This window comes from Rhizobium leguminosarum (assembly GCF_004123835.1).
GTDB classification, from domain to species: Bacteria; Pseudomonadota; Alphaproteobacteria; order Rhizobiales; family Rhizobiaceae; genus Rhizobium; species Rhizobium leguminosarum_M.
Genome location: NZ_MZMU01000026.1, coordinates 62,263 through 83,104 on the forward strand (window position 1 = coordinate 62,263; position 20,842 = coordinate 83,104).

24 protein-coding genes are annotated in these 20,842 nt (G+C 61.5%); 11 read left to right on the forward strand and 13 right to left on the reverse strand.

Annotated elements, in window-relative coordinates; genetic code table 11:
• Positions 1-30: 30 nt before the first annotated feature.
• Both B5P46_RS33110 and B5P46_RS33115 read left to right on the forward strand, forming a co-directional pair.
• A complete protein-coding gene (locus B5P46_RS33110; RefSeq protein WP_129422407.1) occupies positions 31-1,185 on the forward strand; it encodes an esterase-like activity of phytase family protein in 1,155 nt (384 codons plus the stop codon).
• 116 nt (positions 1,186-1,301) lie between these two features.
• Entirely contained in the window at positions 1,302-2,516 is a 1,215-nt protein-coding gene (locus B5P46_RS33115) for an AI-2E family transporter (RefSeq protein WP_129422408.1), read from the forward strand.
• A gap of 19 nt (positions 2,517-2,535) precedes the next feature.
• Here the strand turns inward: B5P46_RS33115 and B5P46_RS33120 are convergent, their stop codons facing one another.
• Positions 2,536-2,994: a GNAT family N-acetyltransferase gene (locus tag B5P46_RS33120; RefSeq protein ID WP_129422409.1), complete on the reverse strand. Its 459-nt coding sequence runs from the start codon at positions 2,992-2,994 to the stop codon at positions 2,536-2,538.
• 128 nt (positions 2,995-3,122) lie between these two features.
• Between B5P46_RS33120 and B5P46_RS33125 the strand changes: the two genes are divergently transcribed.
• Positions 3,123-3,542, forward strand: a complete 420-nt coding sequence (locus B5P46_RS33125) for a hypothetical protein (RefSeq protein WP_129422410.1) — start codon at positions 3,123-3,125, stop codon at positions 3,540-3,542.
• Between the two features lie 48 nt (positions 3,543-3,590).
• Here B5P46_RS33125 and B5P46_RS33130 read toward each other — a convergent pair whose 3' ends face one another.
• The 5 genes from B5P46_RS33130 to B5P46_RS33150 all read right to left on the reverse strand — a co-directional run bounded on the left by B5P46_RS33130 (position 3,591) and on the right by B5P46_RS33150 (position 6,780).
• Positions 3,591-3,884, reverse strand: coding sequence for a type II toxin-antitoxin system RelE/ParE family toxin (locus B5P46_RS33130; protein ID WP_129422411.1), 294 nt, complete (start codon positions 3,882-3,884; stop codon positions 3,591-3,593).
• The gene (locus B5P46_RS33135) at positions 3,881-4,189 is read right to left on the reverse strand and encodes a type II toxin-antitoxin system RelB/DinJ family antitoxin (protein ID WP_129422412.1); all 309 of its coding nucleotides are present in this window, start codon (positions 4,187-4,189) and stop codon (positions 3,881-3,883) included. The genes B5P46_RS33130 and B5P46_RS33135 overlap by 4 nt, the downstream gene beginning before the upstream one ends.
• A 135-nt stretch (positions 4,190-4,324) precedes the next feature.
• Positions 4,325-5,467: a DUF2336 domain-containing protein gene (locus B5P46_RS33140; RefSeq protein ID WP_129422413.1), complete on the reverse strand. Its 1,143-nt coding sequence runs from the start codon at positions 5,465-5,467 to the stop codon at positions 4,325-4,327.
• 108 nt (positions 5,468-5,575) lie between these two features.
• Positions 5,576-6,196 carry a flavin reductase family protein gene (locus B5P46_RS33145; protein ID WP_129422414.1) on the reverse strand — a complete coding sequence of 207 codons (621 nt, stop codon included), beginning with the start codon at positions 6,194-6,196 and terminating at the stop codon, positions 5,576-5,578.
• The gene (locus tag B5P46_RS33150; protein ID WP_129422415.1) at positions 6,196-6,780 is read right to left on the reverse strand and encodes a nitroreductase family protein; all 585 of its coding nucleotides are present in this window, start codon (positions 6,778-6,780) and stop codon (positions 6,196-6,198) included. Before B5P46_RS33150 ends, B5P46_RS33145 begins: the two co-directional genes overlap by 1 nt.
• Positions 6,781-6,893: 113 nt before the next feature.
• On the opposite strand from B5P46_RS33150, the gene B5P46_RS33155 reads away from it, so the two are divergent.
• Positions 6,894-7,991 carry a hypothetical protein gene (locus tag B5P46_RS33155; protein ID WP_129422416.1) on the forward strand — a complete coding sequence of 366 codons (1,098 nt, stop codon included), beginning with the start codon at positions 6,894-6,896 and terminating at the stop codon, positions 7,989-7,991.
• A 3-nt stretch (positions 7,992-7,994) separates the two neighbouring features.
• On the opposite strand, the gene B5P46_RS33160 is transcribed toward B5P46_RS33155, so the two are convergent.
• From B5P46_RS33160 to B5P46_RS33180, 5 genes are all read right to left on the reverse strand, one after another.
• Positions 7,995-8,849, reverse strand: a complete 855-nt coding sequence (locus B5P46_RS33160; protein WP_129422417.1) for a lysophospholipid acyltransferase family protein — start codon at positions 8,847-8,849, stop codon at positions 7,995-7,997.
• Between the two features lie 106 nt (positions 8,850-8,955).
• Entirely contained in the window at positions 8,956-10,941 is a 1,986-nt protein-coding gene (gene thrS, locus B5P46_RS33165; protein WP_129422418.1) for a threonine--tRNA ligase, read from the reverse strand.
• A 123-nt stretch (positions 10,942-11,064) separates the two neighbouring features.
• On the reverse strand, positions 11,065-11,592 hold the full coding sequence (locus B5P46_RS33170; protein WP_062944392.1) for a DUF1697 domain-containing protein: 528 nt from the start codon (positions 11,590-11,592) through the stop codon (positions 11,065-11,067).
• Positions 11,593-11,597: 5 nt separating this feature from the next.
• Positions 11,598-12,002, reverse strand: a complete 405-nt coding sequence (gene yidD, locus B5P46_RS33175) for a membrane protein insertion efficiency factor YidD (RefSeq protein WP_129422419.1) — start codon at positions 12,000-12,002, stop codon at positions 11,598-11,600.
• Between the two features lie 5 nt (positions 12,003-12,007).
• On the reverse strand, positions 12,008-12,454 hold the full coding sequence (locus tag B5P46_RS33180; protein ID WP_129422420.1) for an iron-sulfur cluster assembly scaffold protein: 447 nt from the start codon (positions 12,452-12,454) through the stop codon (positions 12,008-12,010).
• Between the two features lie 309 nt (positions 12,455-12,763).
• Between B5P46_RS33180 and folE the strand changes: the two genes are divergently transcribed.
• From folE to B5P46_RS33195, 3 genes are all read left to right on the forward strand, one after another.
• Entirely contained in the window at positions 12,764-13,378 is a 615-nt protein-coding gene (folE, locus tag B5P46_RS33185; protein ID WP_017960561.1) for a GTP cyclohydrolase I FolE, read from the forward strand.
• 25 nt (positions 13,379-13,403) lie between these two features.
• On the forward strand, positions 13,404-13,856 hold the full coding sequence (gene hisI / locus B5P46_RS33190; protein WP_017964406.1) for a phosphoribosyl-AMP cyclohydrolase: 453 nt from the start codon (positions 13,404-13,406) through the stop codon (positions 13,854-13,856).
• 117 nt (positions 13,857-13,973) lie between these two features.
• Positions 13,974-14,939, forward strand: a complete 966-nt coding sequence (locus B5P46_RS33195; protein ID WP_129422421.1) for a patatin-like phospholipase family protein — start codon at positions 13,974-13,976, stop codon at positions 14,937-14,939.
• A 69-nt stretch (positions 14,940-15,008) separates the two neighbouring features.
• Here the strand turns inward: B5P46_RS33195 and B5P46_RS33200 are convergent, their stop codons facing one another.
• Complete coding sequence (locus B5P46_RS33200; protein WP_129422422.1) at positions 15,009-15,443, reverse strand: CBS domain-containing protein; 435 nt, start codon at positions 15,441-15,443, stop codon at positions 15,009-15,011.
• Between the two features lie 93 nt (positions 15,444-15,536).
• On the reverse strand, positions 15,537-16,325 hold the full coding sequence (locus B5P46_RS33205) for a rhomboid family intramembrane serine protease (protein ID WP_129422423.1): 789 nt from the start codon (positions 16,323-16,325) through the stop codon (positions 15,537-15,539).
• A 264-nt stretch (positions 16,326-16,589) separates the two neighbouring features.
• On the opposite strand from B5P46_RS33205, the gene B5P46_RS33210 reads away from it, so the two are divergent.
• The 4 genes from B5P46_RS33210 (at position 16,590) to B5P46_RS33235 (ending at position 20,563) form a co-directional block, all read left to right on the forward strand.
• Positions 16,590-17,234 carry a PAS domain-containing protein gene (locus B5P46_RS33210; RefSeq protein ID WP_129422424.1) on the forward strand — a complete coding sequence of 215 codons (645 nt, stop codon included), beginning with the start codon at positions 16,590-16,592 and terminating at the stop codon, positions 17,232-17,234.
• Between the two features lie 124 nt (positions 17,235-17,358).
• Positions 17,359-17,970, forward strand: a complete 612-nt coding sequence (locus B5P46_RS33215) for a PilZ domain-containing protein (RefSeq protein ID WP_003539887.1) — start codon at positions 17,359-17,361, stop codon at positions 17,968-17,970.
• Positions 17,971-18,607: 637 nt separating this feature from the next.
• Entirely contained in the window at positions 18,608-19,582 is a 975-nt protein-coding gene (pip, locus tag B5P46_RS33230) for a prolyl aminopeptidase (protein WP_129422425.1), read from the forward strand.
• A gap of 375 nt (positions 19,583-19,957) precedes the next feature.
• Entirely contained in the window at positions 19,958-20,563 is a 606-nt protein-coding gene (locus tag B5P46_RS33235; RefSeq protein ID WP_011652094.1) for a transglutaminase-like cysteine peptidase, read from the forward strand.
• Positions 20,564-20,842: the final 279 nt, after the last annotated feature.

A 20,842-nucleotide genomic window follows, 5' to 3' on the forward strand; every position in this document is an offset into this window, starting at 1 on the left:
ACCGTTTTCAACCCTTGCCGGATATTTGTCATGACCAAGCGTTTTCTCGCGGCTGCCGCTTTCGTTCTCCTGTCTAGCACCGTCACCGCCAGCACCACAGATATTGGGGCCACCGATATCGGCGCCACTTTCGAGACCGCCTGCCCCTTCGGCGATTGCGCCGCCGGCATTTCGCTCTCCTATCTCGGTGAATTCGTTATCCCCACTGGCCACATGGAAAACGGCGTCGAATTCGGCGGCATTTCCGGTCTCGATTTCGATGCCGCCACCGGCCACTATATCGCCATCAGCGACGACCGCTCTGAAAGAGGCCCGGCTCGCTTCTATGAACTCGACGTCGATGTCGACGCGTCGGGCCTCAAGGGCGTTTCGGTCGTCAAGCAGGTGACCCTGAAGGACAAGAACGGCGAGCCCTTCGCTGCCCGGACCGTCGATCCGGAATCGATCCGCCTCGGTAAGGACGGCATCTATTGGGGCAGCGAAGGCGACGGCAAGGCGCTGCTGGCACCCTTCATCCGTGTCGCGTCGCCGGACGGTTCCTTCGTCCGCGAATTCAAGCTTCCGGAGGTCTTTGCGCCGACTGCGGACAAGTCGACCGGCATCCGTGACAATCTCGCCTTCGAGGATCTTGCCATCGCGCCCTCCGGCGATGTTTTCGTCGGTGTCGAAGCCGCCCTTTACCAGGATGGTCCGAACCCTTCGCTGACGTCGGGCAGCCTGTCGCGCATCATCCGCTACGACGGCGCCACCGGCGAGCCGAAGGCTGAGTACGTCTACCCCGTCTCGCCGATCCCGCAGGCCGCCACCAAACCCGACGGCGGCAATGACAACGGCATGCCCGAGTTTCTTGCCCTCGACGATCACCGCCTGCTCGCCGTCGAACGCAGCTATGCCCAGGGATTCGGCAACAATATCAAGATCATGATGATGGATCTGACTGATGCCACCGATGTATCCGCTATCGCTTCGCTGGCCAAAAACGACCAGCGCGTCGTCCCCGCCCGCAAGAGCCAGATCCTCGATTTGAGGGCGATCGGCCTCGTTCCCGACAATATCGAGGCGATGTCGCTCGGCAAGGCCAAGGACGGCGCCGACGTCCTCATTCTCGGCTCCGACAATAATTTCTCGGCCGGCCAGAAGACGCAATTCTTTGCCTTCAAGGTTCTCAGCCGCCCGCAGCAGTGAGACGTCCGGAGCTGAGGATCGAATACCGACGCTTTGTATACGCTTTCCCGTTGCGGACCTTGAAACCGCCGGGATCATGGCTCATAACCAGAGTACAAGAATAAGAAGAGGCGCGCGTGGGTGTGTTCGACCGTCAGAAAAGCAATGAACCGCGATGGCTCGGATCGTCGGCGCAGACGCGCACGCCGCTGATTCCCTCCATTTCGGCGGCGCGCTGGCTGCTGGTCCTGGTCGTCGCTGCCGGCGTCTATTTCTTCTACGGCTTCCTCGTGCCGGTGCTCGCGGCCCTCGTCATCGGCTTTGCCAGCTGGCCGCTCTATCGCAAGCTTCTTGCCCGCGTCGGCGGCAATACGACGATCGCCGCGACCATTGCCATCATCCTGATCATCACCTTCCTGGTCATCCCGATCGGACTTGCGGTCACCTATACGACGGGCGAAGTGCGCACCTGGGTCGCCTGGGCAATCCACGCCAACCGCGCCGGCGCCCCGACGCCCAACTGGATCGTCGCGCTGCCTTGGGCCGGCGCCTATCTCGATGAAGTCTGGACAAAATATATCGGCAGTCCCGGCGCGCTCGGCGAGGTCATCCAGGCGGTCAGCGGCGCCAATATCGGCAACATATACCGTGCCGTGCTTGCAGCCGGCGGCGGCGCTTTCCACCTGCTGCTGACGCTGCTCTTCATGCTGATCGCGCTGTTCTTCGTCTATCGCGACGGTTTCTCCTTCTCCAAGCAGATCGACATGCTGGGCGAGCGCATCCTGCCCAACCGCTGGGAGAGGATTTCCCGCGTCGTGCCGGCGACGATCAGCTCCACCGTCATGGGCATGACGCTGATCGCGATCGGCGAAGGCATCGTGCTCGGCCTTGCCTACTGGATTGCCGGTGTGCCCTCGCCGGTGACGCTCGGCGTGCTGACCGGCGTGATGGCGCTGATACCGGGCGGTGCGCCGCTCTCCTTCACGCTGGTCTCCATCTATCTGCTGGCGAGCGGCTCGCATGTCGCCGGCATCAGTCTCTTCGTCTGGGGGACGGTCGAACTCTTTATCGTCGACAAGACGCTGCGGCCGAAACTCGTCGGCGGCCCGATCAAGCTGCCCTTCCTGCCGACCTTCTTCGGCCTCGTCGGCGGCGTCAAGACGATGGGTTTCCTCGGCCTGTTCATCGGCCCGGTGCTGATGGCGCTGATCGTCGCCATCTGGCGCGAATGGATCCACGAGGCCCGCAACGCCGACAAGAGCGAAACCGGACCGCAGATCATCATCGACGAACAGGCCCCGCCGCCAGTCCCCGGTTCGCCGAAAACCATGCCGCGCGTCGCCGAAGGCTGAACATAGCTTCGCAGACCGGCTACCCCAGCCGCTTTTCCATGAACAGGCTGAGCGGATCCGGCAGATAGCTGCCGAAGGGCTCGATATCCCGATATCCATATTTGCGGTAGAGTGCGATCGCCTCCGGCTGATAGATGCCGGTTTCGAGCCGGATCGCCGTCAGCCCCTTTTCTCCTGCGATTGCTTCGAGCTTATTCATCAGGCCGCTGGCGATCCTCAGCCCCCTCGCCTCGGCATCGACGAACATGCGCTTGATCTCCGCCGTGCCGTCGCCGGCCTCGACCAGCGCGCAGCAGCCGACGATCGCATCGCCATTGCGCGCGACGAGGAAGCTCACTGAAGGCTTCTCCAGCACGGAAAGGTCGACCAGATGGTTGCTCTCCGCAGGATAGAGCGATTGCGCATAGGCATCGGAGAGATCGAGAAGCCGGATGACGCCCTCCTGGCGTGGCGGTTCAAGAGCGATGGTGACGGACATGCTGGCCCCCTCTGCCGGCGCGTGACGAAATTTCCCCGATATGACGAAGAGTTAATGTCCTTGCCTTCATTCGGTTGGAATTGCGCCCTCTAAGACGATGATGTGCTCAATAATCAAGGAAGCAGAATATGCAAGCGGTGCTGATCGCGATGACCATTCTGGGCTGCGACGATTCCATCAGCCAGTGCAATTATGTCGCGACGGTCGATAAACACTGGGAAACCGTTGCCGCTTGCGATGCCGAAGCCGAACGACGGCTGAAGACCTATGTGAATGTCAATTATCCCTCGGTGATCGCGGTGTGCGAGGCGCCGAAAGCCATAGCCGCCGCCGAGCCGCCGAAACCGGCGCCCTTGCCAGCCGCCGCGCCCGAGGTCGCTGTCGCAGCGCCCCAACCCGCAGGGAGGATTGCCGGTTTTGCTGAAGGCATCGCCGGGCAGGTCCGCGCCCACCTGCCCTCGGGCAGAAGCGTCAAGGACACACTGACCAAACCCGTGCACTTTGTCTCCGCCAGTTATTCCTGGGTGGTGACGCGGCTGGCCGATTAGGCCGCCGCGCATCCGACGCGCCCTGCTTGTTTTAATGTGCTGGAAAATTCAGTCGGGTGATATGGCGTCAGGCCAAATCTGGGCGCCGTGGAGGACGCGAAGAATACGGATTCGGTCTTCATGCACCACATACGCGGCGATGTAAGGCGTGCTTGGGATTACGAGCTCCCGTGTGCCCACGATTCTTCCCGGTCTTCCGCTTTCCGGAAATTCGACGAGGCGGCGAACAGCAAGAACGATTTTCTGATCAACATGAACTGCCGCCCTTGGATTCTCGATCTCAATATATGTGAAAATATTCTCTCGGTCGGATAACGCGTACCTCGCCCAGACAAGCCTCACGATCGATCCACCTGGCTCTTCCGAAGTGCCGCCGCGCGCCTCTTCTCAAAACCGGTCTCGACCTCGGTATCGTCAACATCCGGTCGCGTGTCATGCAGAGCTTCCAGGACTTTCCCGCGAAACCACGCATCGTAAGCGTCACTGTTGCTGATAAGCTCCAGCGGAAGAGCTCCCTCATTCGCTGTGCGGGTCAACAGAATACGGACGACATCCGAGACGGTCAGGCCCATGTTTTCCAGAACAGCCGTGGCGCGATCCTTGACCGCGGCATCTATGCGAGTTTGAACGAGTGCGTTTGACGCCATGTCGGCCTCCTTGAACAAGATGCAATGTAATGCAATTGAATGACGAGTTCCAGCGTGATCGGCTACAACACGCGTAAATTCTCGCCACCGATCTGCGGGATGAGATTCACGAATCGGTCGATAACAAATTTCGGGCTAAGCCGCCGCAAGCGCCGCGTAGACGCGGGCCGATTGTCGCTGCTCGTTAACGTGCAGCTTCTCCACCATGTCGAGCAACTCGCCGATCGCGCCATGCGCGTCGTGATGGCGGAATTTTAGGAGCAGACGGCCGCAGACATTGCCGAGCACGCTGCCCGGCGCTTTCCTGGCGGCGTCGCGCCACAGCATCGTCGCCTCCACGAAGATCACGCTGATATCCCTCGGCAGGCCGGCGGACTCATAGAGCGCGCGCACGGCATGCATGCGCCCGGTTGCCAGGATCGAGCGCACCCGGCGCTCACCGCAGCCCGTCAGATCGACGATCGCGCCGGCGAAGAAATCCACCTTGCCGGCGCAAAGCGCATGCATCAGGAAAGACGGCGTCAGCCGGCCGTTGAGGCGCAGATGCTGGACGAGATCAGGTATTTCGCGCGGCGCGATGTCGCCGGCGATCGAAACGATGGCGGCCTCGGTTGCCTCGCGGCTGATGCGCTGAAGCCGCTGCAGGCCGATCGCCGCCTGTGCCAGCGGCAAGCCGACCAACGCATTGCTGACATGCTGGGTCAGCAACTGCCGGGCATCGGCGGGAAGATCGCTGCGGTCGAGAAGCAGGTTGCGAATATCGCAGCAATCACCGAGCCGTTCGGCGATGCGTTTCAACGATAGGCTAGAGATCACCGCGCCGTCATTCTCGAGCAGGCAGAGCAGTTCTTCCTCGTCGCCGACCTCCGCAAGCGCGGCGGAAACCGGCCGCGTCACATGCGCTCTGGCGGCGATCAACATGCGGGTCGCGCCGTTGCCGCGCGCGGCAAGGTCGACGAGATCGGCGTCGCCTAAAAGCGGCGAACAGGTCACCGCATGGCAGGCGACCTCGGGCTGGTCTTCGGCAAGCGAAAGAATCAGGTTGCGCGGCGCATCGGCCGACCAGGCGATCGCCTCGGCCAGCGCAAGCCGCACGCGCGGCGACGGATCGTCGAGAAGAAAGGTCATCGCCATTTCGGCCGCCGCACGCTCGTCCGCGGACATTTCGGACTGCAGATAGGCGCGCCCGAGGGCATTTGCGGCCCGGGCCCGGTCACCGGTCTTGGCCGTTTCGATCCAACGAAGGAAAGCTTCTACGATCACGCGACGCCCCAGCACTTGAACGCGATTCCCTCACGTTCCATTCAATGCTGCGACCGTAGCGGCAAAAGGTTTACGATTGGTTCACCATGTTTCTTAAGCCTTTGGACGCCTTGCCGGTTCGGCTCAGCCTTGCTGCGGCTTCGGCCGGATCATCTCGAAAACATCGCTGCCTTCGCTGTAATCCATGTAGCCCATGTAGCCCATGCGGGCCAAAGGCCGGGCGATCGACATGTCAAGGCGGCCGTCCCTGACGATCGCTTCGTCGATGCGGATGCCGACCACTTCGCCGAAGACGAGGACGTTCTCGGACGGTTCGCCCGACAGCGTCTTCGGCTCGATGATCTCGGTCACCTTGCATTCGAGCACCGCGAAAGCCTCGCCGACATAGGGCGCGTCGATCAGTTCGGCCTGTTTCGGCGTCAGGCCGGCGAAGTCGAATTCGCTCTCGCCATAGGGCAGCGCCGCCGAGGAGAGGTTCACCTTCGCGGCGAGATCGCGGCTGACGAAATTGCAGGTGAAGACGCCGGTCTCCGCCGCATTGCGCTGGCTGTGCTTGCGCCCGGCCGAGGAAAACATCACCAGCTTTGGCCGGTCGGCAACGGCATTGAAGAAGGAATAGGGCGCCAGATTGATCGAACCATCCCTGCCCTTGCTGCCGATCCAGCCGATCGGGCGCGGCGACACGATCGCCTTGAACGGATCATGCGCAAGCCCATGCCGGTTGCTGTCGGTGGTGTAGAACATCAGTCGTCTCCGCCGACCCAGGTCACGGTATCGGCAAGCTCCGGCCGCGGCCGCTCGATCGCCGGAAATGTCGTCGAGCCGATATGGATGAAGCCCGCCACCTTTTCATCAGGCCCGACGCCGAGCAGCGGATAGGCGCGCTCGTCATAGGCGAACCACTCCGTCAGCCAATTGGCGACATAACCATTGGCATTGGCGGCGAGGATGACGTTGAAGCAAAGCGCGCCTGCCGACATCAGTTGCTCCCATTCCGGGATCTTGATATGCGGCCCCGCCTTGCTGACGACGGCGACGACCACCGGCGCACGGGTGAAACGGCTGCGCTCGACCTGGATCATCTCTTCGGAAAGGTCGGGCTTTGTCTGAAGTGCCAGCGTCAGAAGCTCCTCGCCGAGACGCACGCGCTGCTCTCCGCGATAGACGATGAAGCGCCAGGGCGCGATCTTGCCGTGATCGGGAACACGCGAGGCAAGACGCAGGATCTCTTCGATCTCGGCCTTCTCGGGGCCTGGTTCACACATCTGGAAAGCGGGGATGGAGCGGCGCACGGCGAGGTAGTCGATCAGCTTGATATCGGATTTCATGCGGGAGAAGCTCTCATTTTTATGCTGCTGCAAAGGGTGGGTCTTGAATTTGCCATCGCGTTGGTCTTGAAGTGACCTTTGCGATTTCAGAAGTCAATCGGTTCACGAAACAGATGTTTGGCATTTTGCCTTTTGCACGCATCGGCCTTGCCATTGCCCTGATGGTATTGATGCCCCTCGGCGCCGGCGCTCAGGATGCCTTCAAGGAATTCAAACAGCTTGAATCGACACCGAAGATGCCGAAGCTCGATGCCTTTATCGCGCCCGGCACGGTGCCCGAAGGGGTCAAGCTGCGCGACGTCCCGATGGAGGCCAAGCTGACGGTCGACGGCACGCCGGTTGAGGAGGGCCTTTCCTGGTACGTATTCAGCCCGATCGCCGGAACCGATGGCAAGCTGCCGCTGATCGCCAGCGCCAAGGGCGGCCCCGCCGCCTTCCAACTCGCCCCCGGCGATTATTTTGTCAACGTCTCCTTCGGCCGCGCCGGGGTCACCAAGAAATTGACCGTGCCCGCTGAAGGCGAGGTCGACAAGCAGGTGATGGTGCTCGATGCCGGCGGCCTGCTGCTCAATGCCGTCTCCGGCGCCGACGCCCGCATTCGCCCCGACCAGTTGAGCTTCTCGATCTATTCCTCGGAAGTACGCGACGATGGCGAGCGCGGCCTCGTCGTGGCCGATGTCTCGCCGAATACCGTCGTCCGTCTCAATGCCGGCACCTATCACATCGTTTCCGAATATGGCAGCGTCAACGCCGTGATCCGCGCCGACATCCAGGTCGAGGCCGGCAAGCTGACAGAGGCGACGATTCAGCATCGCGCCGCGCAGGTCACCTTCAAGCTGGTCTCCGATGCCGGTGGCGAGGCGATCGCCGACACGGCATGGTCGATCCTGACGGCGGCCGGCGACAGCGTCGGCGAAAGCGTCAGCGCCTTCCCGACCATGGTTCTCGCCGAAGGCGGATATTCCGCCGTCGCCCGCAACAAGGACAAGATTTACCAACGCGATTTCACCGTCGTCGCCGGCAGGAACACAGATGTCGAGGTTCTGATGAAGGACCAGCAGCCTCAACAGCCGGCGAGCGCGGCCCGCACGGTACAGCAGGTGCCGGTCGGCACGCCGCCGCCGCCAGGCGTCCAGCCGGCTCCGGTGGAGCCGCTGCCTTCCTATGAACAACTCGTGCCGCAGGGCGGCGACGACACCAGCCTCGACTGACTTTTACCGCGCGCGGTTTCGGCTCAACCGAGACGTTTGAAAGGCGCGCTTCGGCGGCGCCATCGAGAACACGGCCTCATAGAGACGGGCAAGCAGACCCTTGCGGTCGCCGCTGCTCAGCGCTTCCCAGGTCAGCACCTCGCCGACATGCGCCGTGATCGTGCTGCCGGACAGCCGGCGGAACTCACCGACCAGCAGCGACAGCCGCAGCGTCATCGACACCTGGCTTGCCAGATGAAACAGCCGGCCGTTCTGACCCTCGAAATAGATTGGCAGCACGCTGGCATGCGTCGCCTGAATGAGTTTTGCCGGAAACATCTTCCACGGCAGATCCTCGGCGCGGCCGAAGCCCCTCTTGGCGGTCGCAACGCCGCCTGCGGGAAAGACGATGATAATGGTGCCTTCCCTGAGCAGCCGCACCGCTTCGTGCCGGCTCTTCATGTTCATCGCCATCGCCGCCTTGGTCTCCGCAAAGGAGATCGGCAGCGAATAGGGCGCCATCTCCGGCATCTTCAGGAGGTCGTTGTGGATCAGCACCTTGAAGGGACGGCCGAGCTGTTCGGCAAGCGCCAGCACGGCGATGCCGTCGCCGATACCGAAGGGGTGGTTGGCGACGATGACGATCGGCTCGGCGGGAACGGGTTCGAGCGGCCAACTGCCCTTGACGTCGACCGAAACGTCGATGAGATCGAGCGTCCTGGCAAATACGCGGTCGCTCTTGCCGATGATGTCGCTGCGCCAGATGTCGTAGAGCCTGACATAGCGGTCGCGGCCCGAAAGCCCCTCGATCGAGCGGATCAACCAGCGCTTCAGGCGCGGATCGCGATCATTGGCATAGGATAATTCTTTGAAGCGCACTCCGGCCTCGGGATGACCCGCTCCCCGTTCGTGGCGACAATATTGCAGTTACATATCAGATTTCCGACAGCGCCGGGTTCGGCGCTGTCGGATACCGGCCATTTGTTCAGGCCGCCTTGGCTTTTTTTGCTTCGGCCTTGCGACGGATGTCGGGCGGTGTCGCTTCGAGAGCAAGGCTCTCGACGGCGGCGTCGAGCCCGATCGAAATCTGGTCCTGGCTGCCGAGGCGGCGGATGTTGACCGTGCGCTCCTCGGCTTCCTTCCTGCCGCAGACGATGATGACAGGAACCTTGGTGACCGAATGCTCGCGGATCTTGTAGTTGATCTTCTCGTTGCGGAAATCGGTCTCGACATTGAGCCCGGCTTCGCGCAGCGCCTCGGCCACCTCAAGCCCGTAGGCATCGGCTTCCGAAGTGATCGTTGCGACTACAACCTGCAGTGGCGATACCCAGAGCGGCAGGTGGCCGGCGAAGTTCTCGATCAGGATGCCGAGGAAACGCTCCATCGAGCCGCAGATGGCGCGATGGATCATCACCGGCTGCGTCTTTTCGGAGTTGCTGTCGATGTAGAAGGCGCCGAAGCGTTCCGGCAGGTTGAAGTCGACCTGCGTCGTGCCGCACTGCCATTCGCGGCCGATGGCATCCTTCAGCGTATACTCGAACTTCGGCCCGTAGAAGGCGCCCTCGCCCGGCATGATGCCGGTCTTGATATTGTTCGACTGCTGCTGGATCGTCTCCAGCACGCCCATCATCACGCTTTCGGCGCGGTCCCAGAGTTCGTCCGAACCGACACGTTTGTCCGGCCGGGTCGAGAGCTTGATGGTGACCTCGTCGAAGCCGAAGTCCTGGTAGACCGAAAGGATCAGGTCGTTGATCTTCAGGCATTCGGCGGCCATCTGCTCGTCGGTGCAGAAGATGTGCGCGTCGTCCTGCGTGAAGCCGCGCACGCGCATAAGCCCGTGCAGCGCGCCCGACGGCTCGTAGCGGTGGACATTGCCGAATTCGGCAAGCCGGATCGGCAGTTCGCGATAGGATTTCAGGCCGTGCTTGAAGATCTGGATATGACCGGGGCAGTTCATCGGCTTCAGCGCGAATACGCGGTCGTCGTCGGTGTCGTCGCCGGCAACTGTCACCTTGAACATGTTGTCGCGGTACCAGCCCCAGTGCCCCGAGGTTTCCCACAGCGACTTGTCGAGCACCTGCGGCGCGTTGACTTCCTGATAGTCGCCGGCAAGCCGGCGGCGCATGTAGGCGACCAGCGTCTGAAACACGCGCCAACCCTTGCCGTGCCAGAAGACGACGCCCGGCCCCTCTTCCTGGAAATGGAAGAGGTCCATCTCGCGGCCGAGGCGGCGGTGATCGCGCTTTTCGGCTTCGGCAAGCATATGCAGGTAGTTATCGAGTTCCGACTGCTCGGCGAAAGCCGTACCGTAGATGCGGCTCAGCATCGGATTGTTGCTGTCGCCACGCCAATAGGCGCCGGCCACCTTCAATAGCTTGAAGGCGCTGCCGATCTGGCCGGTCGAGGCCATATGCGGGCCGCGGCAGAGGTCGAACCAGTCGCCCTGGTAATAGATCTTGAGATCCTGCCCTTCCGGGATCGCATCGACGAGTTCGACCTTGTACTGCTCGCCCTTGTCGGCGAAGACCTGTTTCGCCTTCTCGCGCGACCAGACCTGCTTGGTGAAGGCGGCGTTGCGGGCGATGATCTCCTTCATCTTCTTTTCGATCTTCGGCAGATCGTCGAGTGTGAAGGGCTCGTTCTTGGCGAAGTCGTAATAGAAACCGTTTTCGATGACCGGGCCGATCGTCACCTGGGTGCCGGGCCAGAGCTCCTGCACCGCTTCGGCCATGACATGCGCCGCGTCATGGCGGATGAGTTCCAGCGCGCGATCGTCATTGCGGGTGATGATCTCGATCCTGCCGGTCGTCACGGGATCGGAAAGATCGCGCACGGTGCCGTCGATCGCAACGGCGACCGCCTTCTTGGCGAGCGACTTGGAAATGGATTCGGCGACATCCCGGCCGGTTGCGCCGGCATCATAGCCGCGCACAGAACCATCGGGAAATGTCAGGGAAATAGCTTGGGACATCGAAATTCTCCTTGTCCAGTCCCGCCAACGAATGCGGGTGGTTGACATGAAAGCGCCTCTGCGGAGCTGAATGCGCAGCCGCCTGATAGCCAGATTTCCTGTCTGAGTAAAGAAAAAGCGAGGTTATATAATCATTTCGGTAAGGCCGCGCACGGTGTTCCAGTTGCGCATCGTACCGACGCCGAGCCGCTTGGTCGTCAGCGCCGAAAGCAGCTTGGATTGGCTCGGCTTGCCGGCGAAATCGATCCAGAGATCGCCGCCGACGACGGCGATGCGCTGTCCCTCCGTCATCAGCGGTTTCAGCGCCTCCACCTTCTTGGGATCGACCGGCAGACGCATCACCCGGACGATGACCTGGTCGCCATTGCCGTCCTTGAAAGGATTGGTGCTGCAAAGCGCCATCCAGGTGCAGTCGCTGCGGACGATGATATCGACATGTTTGCCGAACTTTTCTTCAAAACCCTCTTCCAGATGGGTCTCGACTTCGTGCGGCCGCATCTCGTCGGCCTCGAAGACAAGATTGCCTGTAGAAACCAGCGTGCGCGGCTCGCGATAACCGAGTTCTTCGGCAAGTGCGCGCAAATCCTGCATGATGACGCGGCGGTCGGGCGTCAGGACAATGCTGTGCAGAAGGGCGATGAAGGTGCTCATGGCGCTCACCCTTTCTTCCGCCCGAGGACGAGATAACGCCACGGCGTCCACCAGCGGAAGCTGTCGCCGAGCATCTCCGGCACCTGGTCGAGACCGCTGGTGCCGCCCGGGCCGCAGCGGCCGACGCGAAACAATGTCATCCAGCCGCCGGCCCAAAGGCCGTGGCGGGCGATCGACTCGTAGCCATATTCGGAGCAGGTCGGGATATGGCGGCAGGAATTGCCGACAAAGCCGGAAAGCGTCAGCTGGTAGAGGCGGATCAGCCCCATGCCGAGCAGGCGGTCGGGCGTCTTGCGGAACGGACCGATATAGTTGCGGGAGGTGCGTGCGGCCTTTTCGCGCGGCTTTGCTGATCCGGCGGCACCGCCGTCGTCCTCATCATCGGCCTGCCGAACGCAGAACTCGCACATGTCAGTTACGCCTCGACAACTTCCGCGCGTTTCGCCTCGATCTGCCCGACCGCATCGACGACGGCATCGAAGGTCAGCATCGTCGAGGCATGGCGGGCCTTGTAGTCCCGCACCGGCAGCAGATAGCGCATGTCTTCGAATCGTCCATGAGGCCCCGCCCCGTCCGCTTTCAACATGGCCAGCATGTCCTGGCGGGCCTGGCGCAATTCGTCCGACGTGGCGCCGACGACGTGGCGGGCCATGATCGAGGACGAGGCCTGGCCGAGTGCGCAGGCCTTCACGTCATGAGCAAAACCGGTCACGGTGTCGCCGTCCATCTTCAGCCAGATCCGCACCTTCGAGCCACAGAGCTTGGAATGGGCCTGGGCGCTCGCATCGGCATCATCAAGCGTACCGGTCAGCGGAATATTGCCGGCGAATTCGAGGATTTTGCTGTTGTAGATATCGTCCATGCTGGATTTCCGCTCCAAAATCGCTGCGGATCGGCCTCTGTGAGGGCGTTATTGTCGTCAAAACAAAAAACACACCGTGTCGTGTGAGGATACTTACATACGATGGCCGTCTTCCTATATGTATGTCGTTCGAAGGCCATGAAAATGCAATGGCCTGGTGTAAGTTTGATTGGGAAACCGTGCCGGACGGGCGTTGAAATTGCCCTGAAAGCCCCGGAGCCTGCCAAAGGTGCATGAATTCCCGCATGGGATTGACCAGTGGCGATTCCGACAGATGGGTCCGCGGTGCGGGCCAGGAGACCATTGTTCATGGACGCCATCGTAAAGAATTTTCCGCAGACGAACCGAGATTCGGATCGCCCCTCCCAGCAGGAGGCGGAGGAAGCCGTTCGCGTTCTGCTGCGCTGGGCCGGTGACGACCCGACGCGTGAAGGCCTGCTCGAAACGCCGGCCCGCGTCGTCAAATCGTACCGCGAGCTTTTTTCCGGTTACGACATGGCGGCGGAAGACGTGCTCGGCCGCACCTTCGAGGAGGTCGCCGGTTACGACGACATGGTCCTCGTCAAGGATATTCCGTTCTACTCGCATTGCGAACACCACATGGTGCCGATCATCGGCAAGGCCCACGTCGCCTACATGCCGGACGGACGTGTGCTCGGCCTGTCGAAGATTGCCCGTGTCGTCGAGATCTATGGCCGCCGCCTGCAGACGCAGGAAACGATGACCGCGCAGATCGCCCGGGCCATCGACGATACGCTGAATCCGCGCGGTGTCGCGGTATTGATCGAGGCCGAACATATGTGCATGGCGATGCGCGGCGTTCAGAAGCAGGGCTCGACCACGTTGACGACGACGTTTACGGGAACGTTCAAGACTGAGCCGGCCGATCAGGCCCGTTTCATGACCATGGTGCGGAGCCGCTGATACCGGCTCCCTCAGGAGGGCCGCGATGAGTCAACTGATCTTCAATCAACCATCCGAGGACAAGTCGGCGTTGGAAGACGCCGGCGATTTCACGCCGCGCTTCGACGACCGTGGCCTGATTACCGCGATCGTCACCGATGCCGGCGACGGTGAGCTGCTGATGGTGGCGCATATGAATGCTCAGGCGCTGGCGCTGACCATCCAGACCGGCACGGCGCACTATTTCAGCCGTTCGCGCGGCAAGCTCTGGAAGAAGGGCGAGACCTCGGGTAATCTCCAGACGGTGAAGGAAATCCGCACCGATTGCGATCAGGACGCCATCTGGCTGAAGGTCGAGGTCGCCGGCCACGACGCCACCTGTCACACCGGCCGCCGCTCCTGCTTCTACCGGACGATCACGCTGCGGGACGGAAAGCCGATGCTGGATATCGTTGACGACGAGCTTCATTTCGATCCGCAGGACGTCTACGGAAAATAGCCCCGAATTCTCCGACATTTGCTCCTTATTGCGCCAGAAACCGCTTCTATATACCATTTGGAAACTGATCGGGCACACTATCGGGAACCAAGTGTTCTGCTGGGAGGGGAGAGCGCCATGCTGAGCTGGAGTCTGCATCGTCAAAGCTCTGAAGGCGAGGGTGGTTCCGATTCCGGCATGTCGACCACGCTCGATATGCTCCCGCCTCCTGCGCCCCAAAAGAAAATCAAGATCGCGCTGGCACTCGGCGGCGGCGCTGCCCGCGGCTGGGCCCATATCGGCGTGCTGCGCGCCCTCGACGAGGCAAAGGTCGAGATCGGCATGATTGCCGGCACCTCGATCGGCGCGCTGGTCGGTGGCTGCTATCTCGCCGGCAAGCTCGATGAACTCGAAAGTTTCGCGCGCTCGCTGACGATGCGCCGCATCGCAAGTCTCCTCGACCTCACCATTGGCGGCAGCGGCCTATTCGGCGGTATGCGGCTGACCAAGCGCATGCAGGAACATCTCGAAGGCCTGAACGTCGAGGATCTCGACCGGCCATTCGTCGCGGTCGCGGCCGAGGTCAATACCGGCCATGAGGTCTGGATCGCCAATGGTTCGCTGATTACGGCGCTGCGCGCCTCCTATGCCCTGCCCGGCATTTTCGAGCCGGTGCGCAGCAATCACCGCACGCTGGTCGATGGGGCGCTGGTCAATCCCGTCCCCGTCTCCGTCTGCCGCGCCTACGAGCAGCCGCTCGTCGTCGCCGTCAACCTCAATTACGATCTCTACGGCCGCTCGGCCGTCGTCCGGCACAATGCCAGTCTGTCGGCCCAGGAAGTGCAGAAACAGGAAGAGGCGCCCTATGCGCGCCTCGGCATGACCGGCGTCATGGTGCAGGCCTTCAACATCATCCAGGACAGGATCGCCCGCGCCCGTCTTGCCGGCGACCCGCCGGACATTTCGCTGCAGCCGCGTCTCAGCTATATCGGCCTTTCCGAATTCCACCGGGCCGGCGAGGCGATCGAACGCGGCTACGAGGAAGCCAGAGCCCGGCTCCCCGAGATCAAGCGCATGCAGGAAGTCTACGCCACCCACCCCTGATGCATGTCGTCCAAAAGCCTGCAGCGGTTTTGCGGCAACGACATCGGTCAAGCACGGCCGGCGAAAACCTCAGCCAGCGATATAGGCCTTGATTTCCTCGGCCTCACGCTCGACTTCGGCGATACGCGATTTCACCACGTCGCCGATCGAGATGATGCCGGCAAGCTTGCCGTTGCTTTCCACCGGCACGTGACGGAAACGACGGCTAGTCATCAGCTCCATCAACTCGTTGACGGTCGTCTCCTCATGGCAGCGGTAGACCTTCGCGGTCATGATCTGGGCCAGCGGCTGGTCGAGGCCTTCCTTGCCGTGTTTGGCGATCGCATGCACGAGATCGCGCTCGGTGAACATCCCCGAAATCCGGTTCTCCATGCCGACGACGACGATGGCGCCGATCTTCTTCTTGCTGAGGATGGCGGCCGCCTCGGCGACGGTGGTGCTCGGCCCGGCAGTGATGACGTCCCTGCCCTTCAGGTCGAGGATTGCTTTGACTGAACTGGTCATTCGAACCTCCTATGTCCGTGAAACACTTGTCACAGGCATCCGCGGCGGTTTCTCCCCCCGGCACGGATATAGGTCGATCGTGCACTGCCCGGCTCAGGATTGCAACACATCCTTCTCGGTTCCGTCAGGTTCCATCACCGGCGGGCGCGGCGCCCGGTCGAACAGCGAAAACAGCAAGAAGCCGAACACGAAACCGCCGATATGCGCGTCCCAGGCAATCGCCTGGTCGCTGCCGCCGACGAGCGGGATGCCGACCGCAATCAGCGCGTTGCCGACCAGCCAGAGCAGCATAAAGATGATGACGGTGCGGCTCTTCAGCGCCTCGACGATGGAAAGCCGGGGATTGAGATGCGCAGGCAGCATCGGCCGACGTTCGGCCGGAAAGGCGAATCGGCAGGCGGCGCCCATCAGCCCGGAGATGACGCCCGACGCGCCGATCAGCAGCGACACGTCCCCCCAGTTCAGGACCGCGTGCAGGGCGGCGGACGCGACGGCGGAAAAAACCCAGAAGAGCACGAAACGCAGCGTCTCGATGCGGCGCACGACCGGCGCGCCGAAGGCCATCAGCCAGAAGGCGTTAAAGAGGATATGCTGGACGCTGCCGTGCAGCAGCGAATAGGTGACCGGCGTCCAGAACAGCTCCGGCCCCTGCTGCGACAGCGGAATCACATAGCGGGCGGGAACGAAGCCGAAGGTGAAGAACAGCCAGTTCAGCGCGTCGTCGGACAGCAGGAGCTCCTGCACCGCATAGATGACGGCCAGCAGGAAAAGGCTCAAGAACAGCGCCGGCGGAAGGTTGAAGACCGGTTCGCGCGGCCGTGCCGGCGGCTGGACCTCGGGAGGTTCGGGCGCCTTATGCGGCTCGGCCGACTGCTCATTCATCTGTCTTTTGCCTCGTTGAGGCCACAGCCATACAGGAGCGACTGTCAAAAAAAAAGCCGTCCGAAGTGCCGGACGGCGTACCGGGAGCTCCAGGAAAAGACCTCGACCCGGGCAGGTTGTGCTGAACTTCGAAAGTCGAAGCGATGGCAGGACAGTCTCACGACGGGCATCGCATCTCAACCGAAACCATCTCTTAACCTTAACCGCCGCGATTTGGCATGAAACCCGCAAGGTAGAGCCTGTACGGGCAATGACTGCCCGAAAATGCTCCGGAATGGGACAGGTTGGTGTGAAATGCGGCTACAAACGACCATCGAGATTTTTGACTACTGGAACCGTATCCGCGGCGCTGCCGATGCGCCGCTGAAATCACAGATCGAACCCTCCGCCGTCCCCCACCTGCTCCAGAGTCTGTTCATTCTTGAGAAGCGCGCGGGCGGAGACATCGGTTTCCGGCTCGCCGGCACCCGCATCTGTGATCTCTTTGGGCGTGACCTGCGCGGCGAACGTTTTTCGTCTCTCTGGGCAAATGGTCAGCTCGCGGACATCGAACGCACGGCGATGGGCGTGATGGACCATGCCATGCCGGCCCTGTTCAACGCCACCGGCTACAGCACCGTCGGTCATCAGGCCTCCTTCGAGATTATCATGATGCCGCTGCGTTCGCCGGACGGCGCCTGCGACCGGCTGCTCGGCGCGATCGCGCCGGCAGCGGCCGCGAGCTGGCTGGAGATCGTACCGCTCGAATTCCTGGCGCTCGACCGCAGCCGCCTGCTGCCCGGAAAATTCGACAAGCCAGCACCGGCCAATCTGCGCCCCATCAACAGGATCGTCGCTGGCAAAAGCATCCATTTCGGGCAGGTCATGCGCCGCATGGTGTCGCAGCTGCTGAGCGTGGAGGCGCGCTGACGGTCCCATTTTAGGACATCGCGAATACTCGTTTTCCGCTATGTCGGGATCGGGCAAAACAACCTTCTGTTAATGGATTGTGGGTAAAGATCGGTCTCTGCGATTTTCATGAAGAAGCCCTTTGATGCACTCGTTCCAGCCAGCTCAGACGCAACGACCTGCGCCGCGCCCTGAACAGGGCGTTTTCCAGCGCGTGCCCATCAATATGCAGGGCCGGCTGATGCTTGCGAACTACGAGGAATTCGAATGCATGGTGATCGACATGTCGCCTGGCGACATGTACGTCACCTGCCTCGGCCGGCCGCGCGCCAACGAACGCGTCGTCGCCTATATCGACCATCTCGGCCGCGTCGAAGGTTATGTCCAGACGATCGATGGCCGTGGCTTCACCATGTCGATCAACGCCACCGACCGGAAACGCGAGAAACTCGCTGCCCAGCTCACCTGGCTTGCCAACAAGCATGAACTCGGCCTGCCCGAGGATCGCCGCCACGACCGTCTGACGCCCCGCGACACGAAGACCGAGCTGACGCTCGAGGACGGAACGCGTTATTCCTGCCGCATCATGGACCTTTCGCTGTCGGGCGCCGCCGTCGACGTCGAGATGCGCCCGTCGATCGGAACGGCCGTGCGCCTCGGCAACATGCGTGGTCGCGTCGTGCGCCATTTCGTCGAAGGCGTGGCGATCGAATTCCTGTCGATCCAGTCCCGCGAGACGCTGCGCGAATTCCTTTAGAGCCTTTCCTGGCCAGATTGAAACATTCTGTTGGCTCAAACGGAGTCGGATGGTCGACCGGCCGGCGCGCGTCGTAGCCAAGCTCTACGGCCAAGCCGGCCGGTCGATCAGCCGGCCCGTTTCAGCCAACCCGAAGGGCCGGGCATCTTTCCGCCGGGATCAGAGGCGATCGGCTCGGACGTACCAAGAGGTATGCCCTTCGCCAATCGCCTTTGCCCTGACGAAAACCTGCTCTGGCAGAATGCTTCAAGCTGACCAGGAAAGGCTCTAACAGCTGCGGAAAATGGCGCTGCCTTGCCGGGGATTCCGTGGCGGGGCGCAATTCTCGACGAACTTCCATCGAACGCGGTTGCCAGGTCCGGCTGCGCCCGGTCAGGTCGTGTTGAAAAGCCGGCACTTCACGGCAAGAGCTTTGCAAGCGGCAACGAATCTGGCTTTGGAAAGCACGCGCGAAACCTGTCGCAAGTCGTTCCACCCAGTCTGTAGATATTATTATGAGTGGAACAAGCTGCGACACCGATCGGCACCCAATAAGGTTGGGGAAAATGTGCAGTTTTTTGGCCTCGCGAATGCCTCGCCCGTCATCCCTTCGTCACGGATATAATGGATAAGGCCCGCCTCGATCTCAAGTGCGTCCATGTCAGCTCTCTATCCCGAAATCGAACCCTATGATCATGGCCTGCTCGATACGGGCGATGGCAACCTGATCTACTGGGAGGCCTGTGGCAATCCGGCGGGCAGCCCGGCGCTGGTGCTGCATGGCGGCCCTGGTTCCGGCTGTTCGACCACGGCGCGGCGCCATTTCGATCCCGATGCCTACCGAATCATTTTGTTCGATCAGCGCAATTGCGGCCGCAGCCTGCCGAGTGCTGCCGATCCCGAAACCGATCTCTCGCTCAACACCACCTGGCATCTCGTTGCCGATATCGAGCGGCTGCGGTCCTGTCTCGGCATCGACAGCTGGCTGCTTTTCGGCAGTTCATGGGGTGCGACGCTGGCGCTGGCCTATGCCGAAACCCATCCGGAGCGGGTCGCGGCGATCGTCCTGTCAGGCGTGACCACCACCCGACGCTCGGAAATCGACTGGCTCTATCGCGGCATGGCACCGCTCTTTCCGGAGGAATGGCACCGTTTCCGCCAGACGGTTCCTCCTGGCAGGCAGGAACAGGACGAGGACATGGTTGTCACTTATCATCGTCTCCTCAATGATCCGGATCCGGAGACGCGCTTCAAGGCGGCGCGTGACTGGCATGATTGGGAGGCGGCCTCGATCCTGCTCGCCGATCCCCAAGGCCGGCCGCGCCGTTGGGCCGATCCCGCCTATTTGCTGACGCGCGCCCGCATCATCACGCACTACTTCACCAACGGCGCCTGGTTGGAGGACGGCCAACTTTTGAAGAATGCCGTACGGCTCAGCGGCATCCCCGGTATCCTGCTGCAGGGAAGGCTCGACATCGAGGCGCCGCTCGTCACCGCCTGGGAACTCGCCCGCGCCTGGCCGCAAAGCGAGCTCACCATCCTTCCGCATGCTGCCCATTCCACCGCAAATCCCGATATGAGCGCGGCGATTGTCGCTGCCACCGATCGATTTCGCGATTTTCCTCAAAAATAATTTTCCCGCCCGCATCGGCGATCTGAGCGATAGACTGTTTTTGAACCGGCCGAATCGGTCAATTCCGGCGGCATCGATGGCCGGCCGCGCGTCGCCGCAGACTGCCGGCCGGCCGCCGGAATTTAACCGGCTCAACGAAAATCCTTAACATGACGACGGCAGCGCAACCTTTTTGCGGGCGAAAGCCTTGTTGTATGGATTAAAATTTTAAGCGAATTCGCGACAAATCCGCATCGAATTTTATGCGCATTCGAATCTGTCTTTAGCCAAGCTTTATCGGTATTTGAATCAACTAAGCCTTTAATTATATTGCGTAATTTTGCGTGAGATAAAAACGTCTGTGCCATTGTCACCTCAACTTACGGGGAGACGGCAATGACAACTGCGAATATCCTGAAAGGCGGCCTTCTGGCCGGTGCCATCATGATGGCAATGGCGGGTTCGGGACAGGCGATGCCCGCCAGCATGGCCCTGGCAGGCAATGCCAGCCCGCCGATCGGACACTACGAATTCTGCAAGGCGAACCCGACGGAATGTGTCGAAGTCGGCGGCGATGCCGGACCGGCGATCCTCACCGAAGATCGCTGGAAGGAAATTCTCAAGGTCAACTACACGGTCAATTCGACGATTCAGCCGATGACGGATGAGCAGATCTACGGTGTCGAAGAGCGCTGGGCCTATCCGCGCACCGTCGGCGACTGCGAGGATTACGCCCTGTTGAAGCGCAAGATGCTGATCGATGACGGTTTCTCGCCGTCCGACACGCTGATCACCGTCGTGCTGCAGCCGAATGGCGAAGGCCATGCCGTGCTGACGGTCCGCACCGATCATGGCGACTTCATCCTCGACAACATGCGCAACAAGGTGCTGCTGTGGTCGGATACCGAATACACCTATTTGAAGCGTCAGTCCGCCGACGATCCGGCCCGCTGGTCGAAGCTTCAGGACGGCCGCGCTGTCGCGGTCGGTAGCGTCAAGTAAGAACAGCCTGCCGGCCAACGCCGGCTGCAGCCTGCGGCCCGGTCAGTCCCCGCATCTCGTCCCCGACCGGTGCCCAAGAGCCGTTCCCGCTGTCCCGGGAACGGCTCGCCCCTTTTCAAGCCTTGCCTCACTAAAGCACATCGCGATCTTTCCGATTCGCTCTTTGCGCTCTAAGCGTTTGATTTTACGCGTATCGCTATCGCGAAACCGCTGCGCACTTTAGCGCGACAGGCTATAGCATCTTAGCGAATTGTTAACCTTGCCGGTCCGATCATGCCG